Raw genomic sequence first — 14,619 nt, forward strand, 5'->3', positions numbered from 1 at the left:
ACCGATTCGTGAACGGTATAAATGGCGGTTTCTCTGCCCCGTGGACACTGCTCGCGATCAGTCAACACTTGCACGGTGGTCTCAGTGACCGACGTCCAGCCCGAGGCAACGGCTGAGTGCTGTCGGTTCTGTGGAGACAGGACAGCCGATATCTCCGGCGAGGCGTACACCTACGTCCGGTGGCCCAACGAGGTCGACCGAGAAGACGGCGTGTTCCGATTCACGATTTGCCGGGAGTGTGCGCTTCAGGACCGCGACAACGTCGAGCAGGCCGCTTCGCTCTTCCACGAGGCAGATCGGGACTATCTCGTCACCTGCGATGTCTGTGGGGCTGTCGGCTGCCGGTCTGCCAGTACTCGCCGGCCAGCAGCGGAGACGTATCGGCTCGCAAGTATCATCTCCTGGTCGGTGAGTATCAACGGCTTCGACGGGGCAACGCACTCTTGTAGTGAATGTAGCCCTATCCTGCCGGTCGACTGTGTGAAACGTCCTGACCGGACATACGACGACGGAGCGCCGTGTCTCGTTGAACCACCGTTTGACGCAGTTGCGAAGACAGCAGAGGATGCTCCGGCAGACAGTGAACAGGTCGAGATTGGCGGGTGGATTGGGTAGCCGGCGGTAGTTCCACGAAACCGGTAGGTCTGGTCCGCTAATGAGCAGTACAGGTGGTGTACTAACAAATCATCACCAATATGTATTTGCCTGTAGATGTTCTACTACGTAATATGAATGTCCCCTCTATGGGCTGGTCTTCGGAGTTTCGCCAACTACTGTTCATCGGGGTTTCTGTAGTCACGGCAGTTGCCTTGTCGTATGATTACGTGACAACAGAGGGGGTATCAGACGTGTTTTTCCTTATCATTGGTGCCGGTCTGTTGCTTGCAATGCTAGTGACTGTTCCTGTACTGCTGGTTAACCGTAAGCAAGATTCAGACTGATAAGTTCGCAGTTTTATTGAGCAGGTATTGCAGCCAACGCAGTAAGTAAAAAATCCTATCCACAGCGGCAACGGGTCCTAATTTTGTGTTCCTCTGGCGGGTGAGAGGATGTCTCGAAATATGTCTTGCCGTCGTTCGGAAGACCTGTCGCAGCGAACCATCCCAAAGTTCGTCGAGTCCATCGCGACGACTGTTCGAGGGCAGTCCGGCAGCGCCGATGTTCAAGCAGTTGTCCTCCGTGCGGTGGCCCGGCGCTCAGACAGCATTGACCTTCCAGACATACTCGAACTTCGCTCGCTCCTGGACGTCGACGGCGAGCAGGCAGACACGCTAGAGGAACAGATCACAAGTATCATCAGCGCCATCGAAGCCGAACTCGCCGGTTGGGACCGGCGGGAGGTCGCTGCATGAACGCAGCAGGAACGGCCACGTTGGGTGATTTCGGCGCTGGTGGCCCACGCTCGGATGTGCTGATTGACACACAGAGCGCAGCACAGGAGGCTGCTGTGGGTGAGTGGGAATTTCTCGCCGCTGGCAACGACACGATCGGCTGGCACATCCCCGACACTGGAGCCACAGTCTTGCTCAAACGGAGCGATGCTGGCTGGACGCTCGAACGGGCAACCAAACTGGTCGGGACGCGACGATCACTCGATGCTGGGCTGGAGCTTGCCAGCTCGTACATGGCAGACAGACCGGAGGGAGCGTCGGCATGGCGATGATTGAGCGCGAGCAGTGGCGTCGCGAGGAACGCCACCGAGTTGCAGCAGCACTGGCACGCGCCCGGTTCTGGCAGTCGGTTGCGCCACACAAAATCGGCTTCTGGGACGCCGTCGACGAGACGCTTCTGGCTCACTATCCCGACTGTCGGTACAGGCGCAAGACGACACTCGATGACTTCCGGGAGGGAGATGCATGAGCGACCCAATTCTCGACAAACTCCCGCCAGAGCGGTTGCTGGACGCCGACCATCTCCAGCCAATCGTCGCTGGCATCAACTGTATGCACTCAATGGAGACGGTCCAGCAGTATCTCGCATACGAAAACCAGCACCAGAACCGGACGCCAGTGCAGTCTCGCCTCCGAGAGCGGGCACGCGAGATCCGTCGCGATGAATCGGATGCTGAGGAGCAAGCCGTCGTGTGATTTCTGTGCCCCAGCGGGGTGAGGTGCGTCCCACAGAGGGCGCACCGCATACCGATCATGAGTAAGAACAAGACAGACGAAACGGCTGCACAGCAGTACGACAACTACCTTGATCCTGACGCCATCGTTCACTTTGGCGATGTCACGGAGGAACTGGTCGATTTAGTCAAGGAAACGCTGGAGACCTCCGAGTTCCTGTCGACCTCTCGCGACGACCTGCCAGAAACGACGCTGCTTGTTGAGGAGGTCGAAAATGAGTGACGACCAGCTGTTCATCGTCGTTGAGGGCGTCGGGCCAGCAGATTTTCCCGAAAACGAGGCGAGTTCCAACAAGCAAGACGAAGCCGTTGCTCTCGCGAACGATATCCACGACCTGATTCGTGAGGAGTACGGCAAAGACGAGATCGAGGGCGTCATCCCGGTTGTCAATCCCGACGCACACGAGCAGATGCAGGCGACCGAACTCTGACCGGGTGGGAAGGCAGTTTCCTTGACCATGGTGCTGGCTACAACCCTGTTCAGTAAGTGTGCGAACTTACCGTTTCGATAGCGACCTCATCCCAAAGAGGACAAGGAGGCGACTGAGCGTATAGGCTGTGGCATAGACGAGTGCAGCTTCCGGATGAGTGGGGAGTAACAGGAAGTACGTGCCAAACGTAGCGGAGAAGCCAACCATTCGGCCCTGAACCGATCGGCTCGCGTCTTGAAGTCGTTCCCATCGGAAAGTGAGATAGGCCATCCCTCCGCCGAGCGCGAGTCCGATAACAGAACCGAGATATACCGGCACGGTCGGCGGTTGAAGGCCTGTCCGAACTGCCTCTATGAGTAGCTCGAGGTCACTGAAGAGATAAGTGACGAGAGCGAAACAAAGGAGGACTAGCCCGAGTTGCAGGAGATTGGCCGTCAACACTTGAGTGTCTGCAGGGTCGAACGTGAGGGAGCCCGTATCAAACAACTGGTCGGATAGTCGGTAACACGTTATTCCTGCGAACACGACCAACACGCCAAACATGGCACCGATTGGTCGGTCACTGGTAATACTGAAGATAAATAAAATACCGCCGAGTCCAAGAAGGACCAGTAAGAGCCCGCGGCCAAGGCGTTCTCGTTCCATTATATAAGTAGCTGAAAGAATCACACATACTGTTTGTGGTTTGCAAACCCCTGCGTGTATCTCGACAACTACCTCTGCTGTACTGACCACTCCTGTCCGAGAATAGAATTACGCTTGCACAGACTCTAGTCCCCGAATTTTCTGCGCCCCAGCGTGGTGAGGGGCGTCCCACAGAGGGCGTGCCGCCTGTTATTCATGGCTACCACAGAATCCCGTAGCGACGCCGGCAGCATCGACGAGAGTGAACTAGAGGAGGCTGGCCCGAACAGCTGTACCGTTCGGGCGCTGACCGAAGTGATGACCGTGTTAGACTCGATTGGTCGGGCACGAAACGCCGACGATCTCTTCCTGGTCAACTCTGGGTCCGGCTCAGAGTACCTTGTCGACACTCGAACAGGGAGTTGTGAGTGCAAGTGGAAACAGTTCAACCCCGGCGAGGAGTGCAAGCACCAGAAGCGAGTCGCCTTCGCCACCGGCGAGCGCCCTATCCCGCAGTGGGTGGACGACGACGCTCTCGACGACCAGTTCGGATTGCACGTCGACGGCGAACCCCGCAAAGCAGTCGCTGACGGCGGAGTCATGCAGGTTCGGTTCGACGACGGCGGCGTCACGGACCCCAACGAGGACCCCTTGGCTGTCTCTTCTGAGGATGAACCACGCACGAAACGAGCGAAGCAGGAAGATATCGACGTTTCCTTCCTCGCAAAGCCCGGTCGATACGAGGTTCACTCAGCGTCGGATAGCCGGTACGAGGTGGATGTGCTTGAGGAGACGTGCAGTTGTCCCGATGAGGCCGAGCGATGCAAGCACCGTCGCCGGGTCGAGATCGAGATTGAAGCCGACCGAGTCCCCCGACCGGATGGAAAACTGCCAGACGCCTAACCGGGGGCCGCAGTGTGTTTTCTGACCCTCCGGTCAGGTGAGAGGATGTCTCGGAATATATCTTCGCAAACTGTCCAGACAGAATTGTCCACAGCCACGCCGAGTTGTCCCGAGTGTGGCGGCACGCTCGATAGCAGCGGGCGAGAAACGCACTGCGAGAATTGTGGCCTGGTGACAGAGGAAGAGCAGATCGACCGCAGGCCAGCGTGGCGGACGTACGACAAGGAGGAACAGAAGAGGACGGGTGCTCCGCGGACGGCCACTCGCCACGACCGAGGTCTGTCGACGAATATCGGGCGAGTTGATAGCGCAGATATTTCTCCGAGACGGCGTCACCGGCTTGCTCGCCAGCGGTGGCTTCACGGTCGGGCAAAGTTCGATAGCAAGCGCTACCGGAATCTTGCCCATGGACTCGGTGAAATCCGACGCATTGCGAGTGCGCTGTCTGAAACCAAAGCGGTGAAACAGCAGGCATCCACGCTCTTCCGGGAAGCCCAGGACAAAGACCTCCTAATCGGGCGCTCAATCGAGGGCGGTGCAGCGGCCGCTGTGTACGCTGCCTGCCGATGCAACGGCCTCGTGACGATGGAGACGGTAGCCGACGTTGCCCGGTGTTCCGACTCCCATATCTGGAACTGCTACCGGACGTTCTTGGTGGAACTCGATCTCCCAATCCCAGTGTCGCTCCCGGTGGACTGGGTGGCGCGGATTTGTTCGGACCTTCCATTCAACGTTGCGCCGGAGATTCGTCAGCGAGCGCTCGAACTCGCAGAGCAGGCGACCGAGTCAGCGGAGGTCAACGGACGACCAGACGGTGTCGCAGCCGGCGCTCTGTATCTTGCCGGAAAAGAGTCAGACATCCGGCTCACGCAGGCGACGATCTGCGAGCCGCTGGATGTGCATATTACGACGGCCCGGCAGTGGTTCCAAGAGATCGAGGAGCATATCGTTGCGTGACCGCTCGCGACGGCCTGTTTTGTGTGCCCCGGTGGGGTGCAGGGCGAGCCAGCAAGCACGTCCTGAGAGAGACGTATGTCAGTTACTGATACTCCCGAATCGGCAGCACAGCACGACTCTGAGACTGTTCTTGCGTCGGTCCCAGCGCCACGGTCGCCGACGAAGGTCGCATCGTTTGTCGAACGAGTCCTTGTCGAACTTCGCCACGAAGCGGTGGCTGCTCGGTACGTGACTGATCTAGACCAAGCCGGAGCGACGACAATCTGGTGTCGGGTCGAGCACACGCCGTTGGACGTCGACGCAGAGTACGTCCAGATTCGAGACGATCCGCGGTTAGGCGTTGGTGTCGAGCCGTGTTCGCAGGCGACGGTTCGAGAACGACTGTGCCAGTGTCTTGACCACGATCGGACTGGGCGCGTCGATATCCAACCGCTGGCTGATATCTCGATGGGCGACGACTGAGTTGTGCTTCAGGTCTGGTTCCGCATTGGCAGGTCGAGATCGCCGAGGGCAGCGTGCTGACGGAGAACACAGAGATGCGGGCAGACGGTCGTCGCCTGGAAGACTTCGCAGCTGCACCAGCCGGCGTAGGTCCCGTTGGGATGCTCGGCCAGCGAGCAGTTCACAGGACAGTTGTCGTCGACGGAGACGAGAAACAGGTCCGGGCGACCGCCCTTCGTTACGTCGACACTGGCATCGAGGGCGGCGTTCCACGTTGCTGACCGACGCTGTCGGATCTGCTGGAAGTCAAGATCACGGGTCCCACTGGGCTGGCGGGATATCCACTGGTCTGTGGCCGAATACTCGCTGGTCGTGGTGGGGGACTCGGCTGTTTTCATGATGAGTCCTCGTACTAACACATATACCCTCAAACAGCAAAAAAGTTGCTATAGAGGCGACACAGAGCGGATTTTGTGTTTCTCTAGTGGCTGAGAGAATCCAACAATGAGTAGTGGATACCGACGAGGGACTACCGGGCCGAAAAAGTTGAAGTGGCGCTGGAAAGATGAGACTGACAATCGGTCGCTACCCCAATCGTGGGCCGACAACGGTCGCACAGAATCTCCCGAGGAGAACGAAGTGCAGTTGTACGCAATCCAGTGTCGGGCTGGGCTCTTACTTGAGTGGCTGGTGAATACACGAACAGGGAAGCTACTCAGGGGCCCGCTGAGCGAGAAGCCGGGGCTTCGGGTTCTGTACGTCACCGCCGACGGTGAGTATGCAGTCCTGAAAGAGTCCGAAGCCCGCGAAATTGACGATAGTTGGAAGCCACCCAAGCAGTTCGCCAGTATCATCGCGAAGGACATAGAGGGGGCTGATCCTGTTCCAGACTCCAGTCAGGACTACTACCGACGCTTGGTCGAAGACCTGTACGACTCGTCGTAGCTGTTGTGAATACGGGCTCTTCATCCGTGAAAGCAATTGAAACGACCGCTCAGTATGCGTGTAGACGTATCGATGTGTTCAGTATGAACCCGGCAAAATGATTAATAGTACTACAAACGTATTACGAACGTATGTCTGAAGCAACCACAGGAGGAGACGAGGAGGATAAAATCGTCACAGTGAATTTCAAAGCCACAGAGTCATTCCTCGACGAAATCGACAAGACGTGGCAAGGACGCGGTTTCAACAGCCGGAGCGAGTTTATTCGTTACACACTCCGAGATGCTGTGGAGTTCCCGACGTTCGACCGCGACGAACTTATCGCACTCCTCGCTGCTGAGGAAGAAAGTCGTGAAGGAAAAACGATGGACGCCGAAGAAGCGCGTGAGAGGTTTGGAACAAGCGATGAGTGATGACGAGTGGACGTGGGAACTCTCTTCCACGGCACAGGATGATCTTAACTCACTCTCACCAGAGGTACAGGACCGAATCCTCGATAAACTCACTGAGATCGTCACCTCGCCGTGGCGCGACCCGCCAGAGTACGGCGAACCACTTCAGAACAGCCCACACAAGAAAATTCGAATCGGACAGTTCCGTCTCTCCGTGACGTTTCGGCAAGAAGAACAGTTGCTTGTTGTCGCCCGGATCAAACGCCGTGGTGGCGCATATACGGCTGACGACGACTGAACAGACTCTATATTCACTCGGTCCCTATCTTGACCCGATCACTTGGCAAGTAGAACTCTCAGAGTGACGCTCTCCAGCAGGCCAGATTTTGTGACTCTCTGGTGGCTGAGAGAGCATGGCTTCGCCACAGATCGACGTCGACGAGATTGGTGCAACGCTTGAGCAAATTCGCCAGCGCGGACACAGCGCGCACACGGTCTTCAGAGACTGGGTCAACCTCATGCTGTTCGCACTGCAGGACCGAGACGATCCGTATCTAGAGATTGTCGACGACTATCGCGAGCGTGGCGATATGGACCATCCAGACGGACAGCGCTCGGTCGACCTCTTCGCCAAGGCGTTCGGCCAGCTCCAAGAACGGATGGCGGCTACCGACGCCGACGTTCTGGGTGCTGTCTACGAGGAATACGGGATGTCCAGCGATGCGTTCGGCCAGCACTTCACGCCCCACTCTGTTTGCGAGACGATGGCCGAGATCGCCGGCGTCGGAGACGAGAGTGATACCGATGATAGACAGACGGTCCTTGACCCGGCCTGTGGGAGCGGTCGAACACTGCTGGTCGCCGGTCGAAAGCAGCCAGACGCGCTGTTTGTCGGGCAAGATAAGGACCCACTGTGTGCCCGAATGACGGCGCTGAACTGCTGTTTCCTGAATCTGGATGCCTACGTTATCCAGGGCGACTCGCTGACTGTCGAGTTCCAGCGAGCGTGGCAGACGTCGTACTCTTCGCTGGGTGGGAGCGTTCGCGAGCTAGACGACGAGGAGGTCGAGGAGCTTCACGAGTGGGTGACCGACGCCTTCGAGAACACGGTCGAGGCGGAGAACCAGCCCAGTCCAACGCAGGGGGCAGACACGGGCGCGGAAGACCAAGCATCTCCTGTTGCGACGTCTGTCCCAAGTGAGCAGGCCAGTCTGGATGCGTTCGAGGGCAGCGATTGACGGCTGTTTTGTGTGCCCCAGTCGGGTGCGGGGCGTTCCAGTGAGAGCGTCCCGAGAAGACCCATGTCAAGTGAACCAGATGTAGAGCCAGACACGGCTCCAGACTCAGTCGAAAAGGTCGAACGAACGGACTTTGGATGCAGTATGGAAGCACGGTTGGATCGAGGCACTGACACTCGCGATCAAGACAGAGTGACCATCAAGTCGAAGGGTGAGACTGCTGCGGAGACGATTGCAGAGTTCTACAAGCTCTTGGAAGAGTACGAGCAGGAGATCGGTGGCCGGCTTCGGGATGTTCAGCCAGGGGAAGACGAGGCAGGCGAGTAAGACGGGGATTGACAACCATTTAACATCAGATTTCAGCCGCTTTCGAGACCGGTCCTAGCCATCAATGCGTCTGGATTTTGGTCAATTTCAGTAAACTTAATGGCGCAAAGTTGTTAGTTATCCTGAGATGTTTGACCTCACCGGTTTTCAGCGTGATTTACTGTACGTGGTGTGCGGTCTAGACGGCCCACATGGCCTCGCGATCAAAGAGGAGATGGAGGAATACTACGAGGGAGAAATCCATCACGGGAGGCTATACCCGAACCTTGACACACTTGTCGACAAAGGGCTCGTTGAGAAGGCACAAAAAGACAGACGGACCAACATCTACTCAATCACGCGACGTGGCGAACGAGAGATAGCTGCTCGAAACGAGTGGGAACAACAATACAGAGCGGGTGAGCTTTCTGGATGACTGTCAACGCGCCTGATTTTGATCCGACTCTGAATGGCCACGCCGCAGTCGAGATCGAGAACGTGATTCACGTGGTCGTCTCAAAATACGATGAACAGGGTCACAAGGGGCAATTCACAGAGTGTGGCACCAGATTGGAAGACTTTCCAGACGGCGAAACCATCCGTGGTGATCGCGAGGAGATGGAACATTGCAATGACTGCTGGCCAAAACCTGTAGTTAATGACACACAGTCGGCGGGCGATGACAATCCAAACTAGTCTGCTCTTTCAGAGTATTTCGGGGCTATGCCCAGTATAGAGGATCCTGTCCTACAATAGATCTCAACAGGCATAATTCACGGTCTCTAGCTTGAACAGAATCGGCGAATAGCGAAACCACGGGACTAAGTTCGAATTGAAGGGTGTATGATTGTCAGGTAGAGGGTGTGAGACGTATTCTATGACACGCTGGTTATATAAAGTCATCAAGCGACGTTCTACGTGTCGTATCACGAGAACCTGACTCAGTAGACTCACCCGCAGTCTGCGGCATATCGATTGTCCCAGACGAATTCCCGAAATTAAGGAAGTTACGACCAGATTCGGCAATCGGCGGCTGAGTTCGTTCTCCGGAGTCGCCGGCTACCCAGTCTTCAACAGCTTCGACAACGGTCGGTGCCGTCGTAGTCGAGATGTGATCGGCACCCCGAACGATATTCTCCTCAAACGTTGATGGAACCCGCTTTTGTTGGAAAGCCAGTTTTTCAATTGTTGCGGCGTGGCCTGGCAGCGTATCCTCATCTAATCCTGACCATGCAGTCTGAATCTGATCTTCGAGTGCCATCACTCGCCCACGAGCGACCCCATTGTAGGACGTCAGATGGAGATCCTTCGCGGTGACACCATCCGTAAGTTGCTGAGCGAACGTCTCAACCCACGTTGGTTCTTGATATTGAGTCGCAGCGTACAACTCACCAATTGCCCGGATCGCTTCAGAGAGATTGTTAGCAGTTGTTGAGAGATGCGCCACGTCGATCTCTGCCCGGGCTTCGATTAAATCGGCATTGATACCCTGACACCAGAGCCACGTCATTACGGCCGCGGTCATTGATGAGTCGGACCGTTCATAGCCGTGTCTCTCTAGCAACTCCCACAGCGGGTTATCGGTATCCGGCGATTCACTGAGATCACATGTGTATGAGACCATCGCAAACTCTTTGACCAGTCGCTCAGGCGAAATTGGGTGGTAGTTTTCGAGCATCTTGACAACTCCCTTGAGTGCGTCTGGTGTGGCCTCAAGACGGGTCGAATGGTCATATTCGAAAACAGCCTCTCCAAGTCCGGTTGGCGTGATCTGGTTGTCCGACCGATAGTTGATGAAGCCTTTCTCATCAAGCTCCTTCGTGAACTGAATGACCTTCTGGGTGACCTCATCAGTATCGAGAGCCGGAGTCGCCGATATCGACGCGGCCTGATAGAACCCGTACAGCGTCATTGAAACAAATTCGATCAGTTTATCGAGTGTATTCCATCCACTGACAACAAGTTCAATCAGCAGCCAGCGGAGATTGGTGTCAGCGTTCTCCGCGTTTGAAATGTATTCATCGCCCGGAAAGTCGTCAGGTACAGGCCCGAAGTGTGACCCAATAGATTCAAGCGATTTCTCTTCGATTGGTGTTCCAAACTCGAAGTATTCTTCAGCCTCTTCGTCGGTGTAGATGGGGTAGGCATATGCCTCATCCATATCTCCACCCCGACCAGCACGACCGATCCATTGTATGTACTCGTACTTCCCAATGAATTGCCCAAAGCGAGCGAGGTCGGCAACAATAACCGACTGTATAGGCGAGTCAAATCCGTATGCGAGAGTAGTTGTACAGGAAATACACTTGATATCGCCGTTTTTTACTCCTTTTTCCACGAGTTCTTTGATAGATTTCTCGAGCCCGGCGTAGTGGAAAGCGACCCCATTCTCCAGACAGTTGATTAAATCATAGTGGGTACTGGTGAGAACAGTATCAATTGCGGCCTCAACCTTTTCTCGATAATCCGTATCCGGTCGCTCGAACCGACAGTTGTCTTTGATCCGCAGAGCCCGAGTCTGTGCATTCGATGTCGAGAAATTGAATATCATAAACGGGCCGACCTCTCGATTATCCATGATCAGATCGCCGATGAACTCGCCATAGGATTTCCGTGAATCATCTTTCATTACCGGCCTTTCGACGATCGGAACGCTTCGTTTCGCAGGGCTGATGATAAGATCGGACTCTAACCAGCGAGCAATTTCATCAGGATTCCCGACCGTCGCACTATTAGCAAAGATCTCGACCCCGTTCTGCCGGGCAATGGTCAGGCATTTTTCAATGGTATCCCCACGGAAGTCTGAGTAAATCTCATGGAAATCATCAAAAATGAGCGTATCAATACCGAGGCCGACACCGCGAATCGCTGCCTCATAATATGAGTCGAAGGTTGCAACGATCACATCGGCATGCTGATAACCGGCTGTCTCACCCCACGTCGCATTCGCGAGGGTATATTCCCCGTCAAGCCACTCGTTGATGGATTCATACTTCCCGTTCGTGAGCGAGACACTTGGGACGAGATACGCAACCGACTTCCCGTTGTCAAGTGCCCGCTGGACTACAGTCTCAGCACAGAACGTCTTCCCATTTCCAGTCTCTGCACAGAGAAGGGTATTCTCCTTATCCATCCCGCCTGCCTCAAGAAACGCCGCTTGTGTCTTGTTTATCGAGTCAAATCCTTTCTTTTGAAGTAATGATTCAACCCGCTCAGCATCAAGCTGGGAGAGACTATCTGGAATATCGACCATTGATGAATTGTGATAATAATACATGCCGTCTGATAAAAATACTATCCCGATTCGTACATCGAACCATACTGCAGTACTGATGCCTGTGCATATTCAAAATAACACCCATCTGTGTCAGTACTTACCCGGCCTGTTGGGCTACCCGCTCCTGAAAAACTATTTATTTCGAAACAGGATAACAATGATGTCAAGTGCTGTCTTCCGCGAAGTATGTCGCGGCTTTATTGCCCATCGCCGATGATATCGTTCGCTTCATCGCGTGTCCGCTTTGCGGCCTCCTGAGCGTACCCCTCATGGGTCGTTTCGATTGATTTGTGACGGAGTACATCTTGCGCCAGCTGTGGATTCTCACGATAGATCTCCCGCCCGAGGCCACGGCGGGCACCGTGTGGCTTCAGTGGCTCCTCGAACTCGTAGTCGGACCACTCGCAGAGTTTGGCAAGGATATCCCGGGCCGACTGCGTGGTGATCGACGGCGTGGGATCAAGCGCTTTCGCAGCGTTGTCGAGTCTGGGGAACACGGCCTCATTCTCGTCAGGTTCTCGAAGTTGCTTCCAGCGCCGAAGCGGGCGAAGTGCATCGTCGAGGATCGGCGCAGACTCGCGGGAACGGTTCTTGCCGAATACTTGCATTGTACCAGCCTCTAAATCGACGTGACGCCACCGCAGGCCGTTCCGTTCTTCATCATCAGAAACAGCGACCAGTTCTGCACTACGCGCACCGGAGTAGGCGAGGAGGAAGACGAGTGCTTGGTCGCGGTAGGCCGCCGTGCGGTCGACGTCATCGCTTTCGCCGGCGTCGTCGACGCGGGCGGTCGCAGTAGCGCAAATAGCATCGCGGTCGCGTGTCGTCCAGTACTGCTGGTCTGTTTCAGTCTCGTCGGTTGGCAGCGGGCCTTCGGCGTGGTTGGTCTTGGCTGGGTTCGTCGGAATCAGACTCTCGTAGACGGCCCACGTCAGAAACGAGCGGACGTAGGCGAAGTAGCGTCGGGCGGTTTCTGGTGAGATATCGTCTCTGTCGTCGGCCCGGGCGAGGTCACGAGCGTACTGCCGACAAAGGTCGTCGTCGATATCCTCGGGACTGGAGATACCGTGCTGGTCCCGGGACCAAGCTGCGAACTTCCGCAGCACGCTGGCGACGTTCGTTTGGTAGCGCCCGGAGTCGATATCGACTAGTCGTTTCTCGATGGCTTCTTCGAGGGCATCACCCCCGGGAGTAGCGTCGTATGCAGGCGGAAGCCGATCCATGCTTCCCGTACAGCGGCGGTCCGGGTAAAACTGGTGGTGCTTACTATTATAATACAAACCTATCTACAAAACCAGAATATCGACGTTTCAGACACTCTGTGTGTGAATATTCGGGCTTTCTGTGTCTGATAAAGTCTATGTGGCTATATCAATCTCGCTCAACTATAGAACAGCATTATTTTCCCGTATAACTTCCTGAGCTTTCTTCTATCAGCAGAACTATTATGTTTGCGCCTCCGCAAACGATTGCGTATACGGTGACGAAAATGAAAACTGTAAGTGTATTTCTCGACAAAGGCGGCGTCGGCAAGACGACATCGACAGCACACTTCGGCGTCGCGTTGTCTGAGCACGACTTGGATGTGCTACTGATTGACCTTGCTGGGAAACAGGGCGACCTCGCAAAACACTTCGGCGTCTGGACTGACTTGCCAGAGGCCGACGAACGCTGGCCGAACATCGCGACGGTTCTCAGCGACGACTGGTCAATGGTCAAAGAGAAGCTCCCGAACGCAGCCGAGGATATGATCGTCCCGACCGAGGAAGGCCCAGACCTGATCCCGGCCCACGTCGGCCTCGATCAAGTGGATGACGACCTCGCGAGTGTTCCGGTGCCAAAGCGATACCAGATGCTGGAGTCGTTTCTTGACGAAGACATCGAACCGCTGGGATACGACATTGTACTGGTTGACCTCCCTGGGCTCACGAACAACGTGACACTGAACGGTCTGTGGGCAACTGAGCGCGTCGTTGTACCGGTCGAACTTGGCGAGTTCGAGCGCCAACAGATAGGAATGCTCGACGACGACATTGAAGAGCTGAGTGCGAACTTCGAGAAGGACATCAAGATGGCGATGATTGTTCCAAATCGCGTCGACACTAGAACCAATCTTGCTGAGGAGCTTCTAGAAGAACTTGATGACGATTGGAGCGGGCTAGTCGCGCCAGCGGCGGTACCGAAGTCACAGGATATCAGGAACAGCCAGCGAAACGGTGAAACAATCCTTGCGTATGCAGATGACGAGCTATCGGTCACAGCCGAACGAGCGGCCGAATCGTATCGAAAGAACAGCGAAGCACTATTGGAGGAACTATGAGCAACGAAGAAGATATTGAGGAATTGAAAGCACAGACTCAGAAGGGACGTCGGACTGATGCCGCAGCTAACGAACAGCAGGGCGAACTATCTGAGGACATCCAAGAGCAGTTAGAGGCCATCGACGACGGCGACCGGAAGACACTCGCAATTCGTGACGAGTCACTGGCTGCACTGTTTGGTGCGCTCGTTGAGCGCGACGATGATCTGGATGCTGCTGTCGAGACGTTGGCCGACGCTGCAGGCCGAGACGTCGACGATTCAACGAAGAGCGAGTTGCTTCGGTTAGCGGCTCGCGTGGGACTGCAAGAAGCGGCACCGGAACTGTGGGACGAACTGCTGGAAGCAAAGAAGGCACGCGCCGTCGAGCAGGCCTAATATTTTCGTTAATGTTTTTGTTTGCGTTTGCGTTTGCGTTTGCGTTTGCGTATTGTCTGCACGCTGCGTCGGTCAGTCCAGCGTAGGGCTGTTTTCCCCGAAATATGGTGTGTACTTCTTTCAAAGTCACTACACAGAAAGTTCGTCAATCGGAGCCAGATACTTATTTTCCCACTCTCGATGGCCTTGGAGGTCTCGCACGCCACGCCTTGTCAGTCGATACTTGTTTCCTCGTCCGTTCTTATCCATTTTCTTGATAAGCCCTTTCTCAGCCATTTCGTCC

General features: G+C 55.5%; 22 protein-coding genes. 19 read left to right on the forward strand and 3 right to left on the reverse strand.

What is annotated here, in order from left to right:
- Positions 1-84: 84 nt before the first annotated feature.
- The 10 genes from ACYJ11_RS20945 (at position 85) to ACYJ11_RS20990 (ending at position 5,502) form a co-directional block, all read left to right on the forward strand.
- Positions 85-615, forward strand: coding sequence for a hypothetical protein (locus ACYJ11_RS20945; protein WP_461649330.1), 531 nt, complete (start codon positions 85-87; stop codon positions 613-615).
- A gap of 446 nt (positions 616-1,061) precedes the next feature.
- Positions 1,062-1,352, forward strand: a complete 291-nt coding sequence (locus ACYJ11_RS20950) for a hypothetical protein (RefSeq protein WP_461649331.1) — start codon at positions 1,062-1,064, stop codon at positions 1,350-1,352.
- On the forward strand, positions 1,349-1,663 hold the full coding sequence (locus ACYJ11_RS20955) for a hypothetical protein (protein WP_461649332.1): 315 nt from the start codon (positions 1,349-1,351) through the stop codon (positions 1,661-1,663). Before ACYJ11_RS20950 ends, ACYJ11_RS20955 begins: the two co-directional genes overlap by 4 nt.
- Positions 1,654-1,860 carry a hypothetical protein gene (locus tag ACYJ11_RS20960; RefSeq protein WP_461649333.1) on the forward strand — a complete coding sequence of 69 codons (207 nt, stop codon included), beginning with the start codon at positions 1,654-1,656 and terminating at the stop codon, positions 1,858-1,860. The genes ACYJ11_RS20955 and ACYJ11_RS20960 overlap by 10 nt, the downstream gene beginning before the upstream one ends.
- The gene (locus ACYJ11_RS20965) at positions 1,857-2,087 is read left to right on the forward strand and encodes a hypothetical protein (protein WP_461649334.1); all 231 of its coding nucleotides are present in this window, start codon (positions 1,857-1,859) and stop codon (positions 2,085-2,087) included. Before ACYJ11_RS20960 ends, ACYJ11_RS20965 begins: the two co-directional genes overlap by 4 nt.
- Positions 2,088-2,144: 57 nt before the next feature.
- The gene (locus ACYJ11_RS20970) at positions 2,145-2,348 is read left to right on the forward strand and encodes a hypothetical protein (protein ID WP_461649335.1); all 204 of its coding nucleotides are present in this window, start codon (positions 2,145-2,147) and stop codon (positions 2,346-2,348) included.
- Positions 2,341-2,556 (forward strand): hypothetical protein, encoded by a 216-nt coding sequence (locus ACYJ11_RS20975; protein ID WP_121578377.1) that lies wholly within the window; start codon positions 2,341-2,343, stop codon positions 2,554-2,556. The genes ACYJ11_RS20970 and ACYJ11_RS20975 overlap by 8 nt, the downstream gene beginning before the upstream one ends.
- 840 nt (positions 2,557-3,396) lie before the next feature.
- Positions 3,397-4,083: a hypothetical protein gene (locus ACYJ11_RS20980; protein WP_461649336.1), complete on the forward strand. Its 687-nt coding sequence runs from the start codon at positions 3,397-3,399 to the stop codon at positions 4,081-4,083.
- Positions 4,084-4,140: 57 nt separating this feature from the next.
- Positions 4,141-5,040: a transcription initiation factor IIB gene (locus ACYJ11_RS20985; RefSeq protein ID WP_461649347.1), complete on the forward strand. Its 900-nt coding sequence runs from the start codon at positions 4,141-4,143 to the stop codon at positions 5,038-5,040.
- Positions 5,041-5,115: 75 nt separating this feature from the next.
- A complete protein-coding gene (locus ACYJ11_RS20990; protein WP_461649337.1) occupies positions 5,116-5,502 on the forward strand; it encodes a hypothetical protein in 387 nt (128 codons plus the stop codon).
- A gap of 8 nt (positions 5,503-5,510) precedes the next feature.
- Here ACYJ11_RS20990 and ACYJ11_RS20995 read toward each other — a convergent pair whose 3' ends face one another.
- Positions 5,511-5,879: a hypothetical protein gene (locus ACYJ11_RS20995; protein WP_461649338.1), complete on the reverse strand. Its 369-nt coding sequence runs from the start codon at positions 5,877-5,879 to the stop codon at positions 5,511-5,513.
- A 106-nt stretch (positions 5,880-5,985) separates the two neighbouring features.
- Between ACYJ11_RS20995 and ACYJ11_RS21000 the strand changes: the two genes are divergently transcribed.
- The 7 genes from ACYJ11_RS21000 (at position 5,986) to ACYJ11_RS21030 (ending at position 9,058) form a co-directional block, all read left to right on the forward strand.
- On the forward strand, positions 5,986-6,426 hold the full coding sequence (locus ACYJ11_RS21000; protein ID WP_461649339.1) for a hypothetical protein: 441 nt from the start codon (positions 5,986-5,988) through the stop codon (positions 6,424-6,426).
- Positions 6,427-6,557: 131 nt separating this feature from the next.
- Complete coding sequence (locus ACYJ11_RS21005) at positions 6,558-6,839, forward strand: ribbon-helix-helix domain-containing protein (RefSeq protein ID WP_050007921.1); 282 nt, start codon at positions 6,558-6,560, stop codon at positions 6,837-6,839.
- On the forward strand, positions 6,832-7,116 hold the full coding sequence (locus ACYJ11_RS21010) for a type II toxin-antitoxin system RelE family toxin (protein WP_050007922.1): 285 nt from the start codon (positions 6,832-6,834) through the stop codon (positions 7,114-7,116). Before ACYJ11_RS21005 ends, ACYJ11_RS21010 begins: the two co-directional genes overlap by 8 nt.
- Positions 7,117-7,231: 115 nt before the next feature.
- Positions 7,232-8,056: an N-6 DNA methylase gene (locus ACYJ11_RS21015; RefSeq protein ID WP_461649340.1), complete on the forward strand. Its 825-nt coding sequence runs from the start codon at positions 7,232-7,234 to the stop codon at positions 8,054-8,056.
- A 63-nt stretch (positions 8,057-8,119) separates the two neighbouring features.
- The gene (locus tag ACYJ11_RS21020) at positions 8,120-8,383 is read left to right on the forward strand and encodes a DUF7389 domain-containing protein (RefSeq protein WP_151147787.1); all 264 of its coding nucleotides are present in this window, start codon (positions 8,120-8,122) and stop codon (positions 8,381-8,383) included.
- Between the two features lie 127 nt (positions 8,384-8,510).
- A complete protein-coding gene (locus tag ACYJ11_RS21025; protein ID WP_461649341.1) occupies positions 8,511-8,798 on the forward strand; it encodes a PadR family transcriptional regulator in 288 nt (95 codons plus the stop codon).
- Positions 8,795-9,058 carry a hypothetical protein gene (locus ACYJ11_RS21030; protein ID WP_461649342.1) on the forward strand — a complete coding sequence of 88 codons (264 nt, stop codon included), beginning with the start codon at positions 8,795-8,797 and terminating at the stop codon, positions 9,056-9,058. The genes ACYJ11_RS21025 and ACYJ11_RS21030 overlap by 4 nt, the downstream gene beginning before the upstream one ends.
- Before the next feature lie 193 nt (positions 9,059-9,251).
- Here ACYJ11_RS21030 and ACYJ11_RS21035 read toward each other — a convergent pair whose 3' ends face one another.
- Complete coding sequence (locus ACYJ11_RS21035; RefSeq protein WP_461649343.1) at positions 9,252-11,615, reverse strand: DEAD/DEAH box helicase; 2,364 nt, start codon at positions 11,613-11,615, stop codon at positions 9,252-9,254.
- Positions 11,616-11,836: 221 nt separating this feature from the next.
- A complete protein-coding gene (locus tag ACYJ11_RS21040; RefSeq protein ID WP_461649344.1) occupies positions 11,837-12,862 on the reverse strand; it encodes a tyrosine-type recombinase/integrase in 1,026 nt (341 codons plus the stop codon).
- A 266-nt stretch (positions 12,863-13,128) separates the two neighbouring features.
- On the opposite strand from ACYJ11_RS21040, the gene ACYJ11_RS21045 reads away from it, so the two are divergent.
- Both ACYJ11_RS21045 and ACYJ11_RS21050 read left to right on the forward strand, forming a co-directional pair.
- The gene (locus ACYJ11_RS21045; RefSeq protein WP_461649345.1) at positions 13,129-13,959 is read left to right on the forward strand and encodes a ParA family protein; all 831 of its coding nucleotides are present in this window, start codon (positions 13,129-13,131) and stop codon (positions 13,957-13,959) included.
- On the forward strand, positions 13,956-14,336 hold the full coding sequence (locus ACYJ11_RS21050; RefSeq protein ID WP_461649346.1) for a hypothetical protein: 381 nt from the start codon (positions 13,956-13,958) through the stop codon (positions 14,334-14,336). Before ACYJ11_RS21045 ends, ACYJ11_RS21050 begins: the two co-directional genes overlap by 4 nt.
- Positions 14,337-14,619: the final 283 nt, after the last annotated feature.

This window comes from Haloarcula sp. H-GB5 (assembly GCF_054850705.1).

What these genes read in the sequence shown, in the direction of transcription:
- ACYJ11_RS21025 (WP_461649341.1), top strand. Translation starts at nt 8,511, where the DNA reads ATGTTTGACCTCACCGGTTTTCAGCGTGATTTACTGTACGTGGTGTGC.
- ACYJ11_RS20990 (WP_461649337.1), top strand. Translation starts at nt 5,116, where the DNA reads ATGTCAGTTACTGATACTCCCGAATCGGCAGCACAGCACGACTCTGAG.
- ACYJ11_RS20970 (WP_461649335.1), top strand. Translation starts at nt 2,145, where the DNA reads ATGAGTAAGAACAAGACAGACGAAACGGCTGCACAGCAGTACGACAAC.
- ACYJ11_RS20965 (WP_461649334.1), top strand. Translation starts at nt 1,857, where the DNA reads ATGAGCGACCCAATTCTCGACAAACTCCCGCCAGAGCGGTTGCTGGAC.
- ACYJ11_RS20980 (WP_461649336.1), top strand. Translation starts at nt 3,397, where the DNA reads ATGGCTACCACAGAATCCCGTAGCGACGCCGGCAGCATCGACGAGAGT.
- ACYJ11_RS20975 (WP_121578377.1), top strand. Translation starts at nt 2,341, where the DNA reads ATGAGTGACGACCAGCTGTTCATCGTCGTTGAGGGCGTCGGGCCAGCA.
- ACYJ11_RS21015 (WP_461649340.1), top strand. Translation starts at nt 7,232, where the DNA reads ATGGCTTCGCCACAGATCGACGTCGACGAGATTGGTGCAACGCTTGAG.
- ACYJ11_RS20950 (WP_461649331.1), top strand. Translation starts at nt 1,062, where the DNA reads ATGTCTTGCCGTCGTTCGGAAGACCTGTCGCAGCGAACCATCCCAAAG.
- ACYJ11_RS21030 (WP_461649342.1), top strand. Translation starts at nt 8,795, where the DNA reads ATGACTGTCAACGCGCCTGATTTTGATCCGACTCTGAATGGCCACGCC.
- ACYJ11_RS21010 (WP_050007922.1), top strand. Translation starts at nt 6,832, where the DNA reads ATGAGTGATGACGAGTGGACGTGGGAACTCTCTTCCACGGCACAGGAT.
- ACYJ11_RS21040 (WP_461649344.1), bottom strand. Translation starts at nt 12,862, where the DNA reads ATGGATCGGCTTCCGCCTGCATACGACGCTACTCCCGGGGGTGATGCC.
- ACYJ11_RS21050 (WP_461649346.1), top strand. Translation starts at nt 13,956, where the DNA reads ATGAGCAACGAAGAAGATATTGAGGAATTGAAAGCACAGACTCAGAAG.
- ACYJ11_RS21045 (WP_461649345.1), top strand. Translation starts at nt 13,129, where the DNA reads ATGAAAACTGTAAGTGTATTTCTCGACAAAGGCGGCGTCGGCAAGACG.
- ACYJ11_RS21000 (WP_461649339.1), top strand. Translation starts at nt 5,986, where the DNA reads ATGAGTAGTGGATACCGACGAGGGACTACCGGGCCGAAAAAGTTGAAG.
- ACYJ11_RS20960 (WP_461649333.1), top strand. Translation starts at nt 1,654, where the DNA reads ATGGCGATGATTGAGCGCGAGCAGTGGCGTCGCGAGGAACGCCACCGA.
- ACYJ11_RS20955 (WP_461649332.1), top strand. Translation starts at nt 1,349, where the DNA reads ATGAACGCAGCAGGAACGGCCACGTTGGGTGATTTCGGCGCTGGTGGC.
- ACYJ11_RS21035 (WP_461649343.1), bottom strand. Translation starts at nt 11,615, where the DNA reads ATGGTCGATATTCCAGATAGTCTCTCCCAGCTTGATGCTGAGCGGGTT.
- ACYJ11_RS20995 (WP_461649338.1), bottom strand. Translation starts at nt 5,879, where the DNA reads ATGAAAACAGCCGAGTCCCCCACCACGACCAGCGAGTATTCGGCCACA.
- ACYJ11_RS21005 (WP_050007921.1), top strand. Translation starts at nt 6,558, where the DNA reads ATGTCTGAAGCAACCACAGGAGGAGACGAGGAGGATAAAATCGTCACA.
- ACYJ11_RS21020 (WP_151147787.1), top strand. Translation starts at nt 8,120, where the DNA reads ATGTCAAGTGAACCAGATGTAGAGCCAGACACGGCTCCAGACTCAGTC.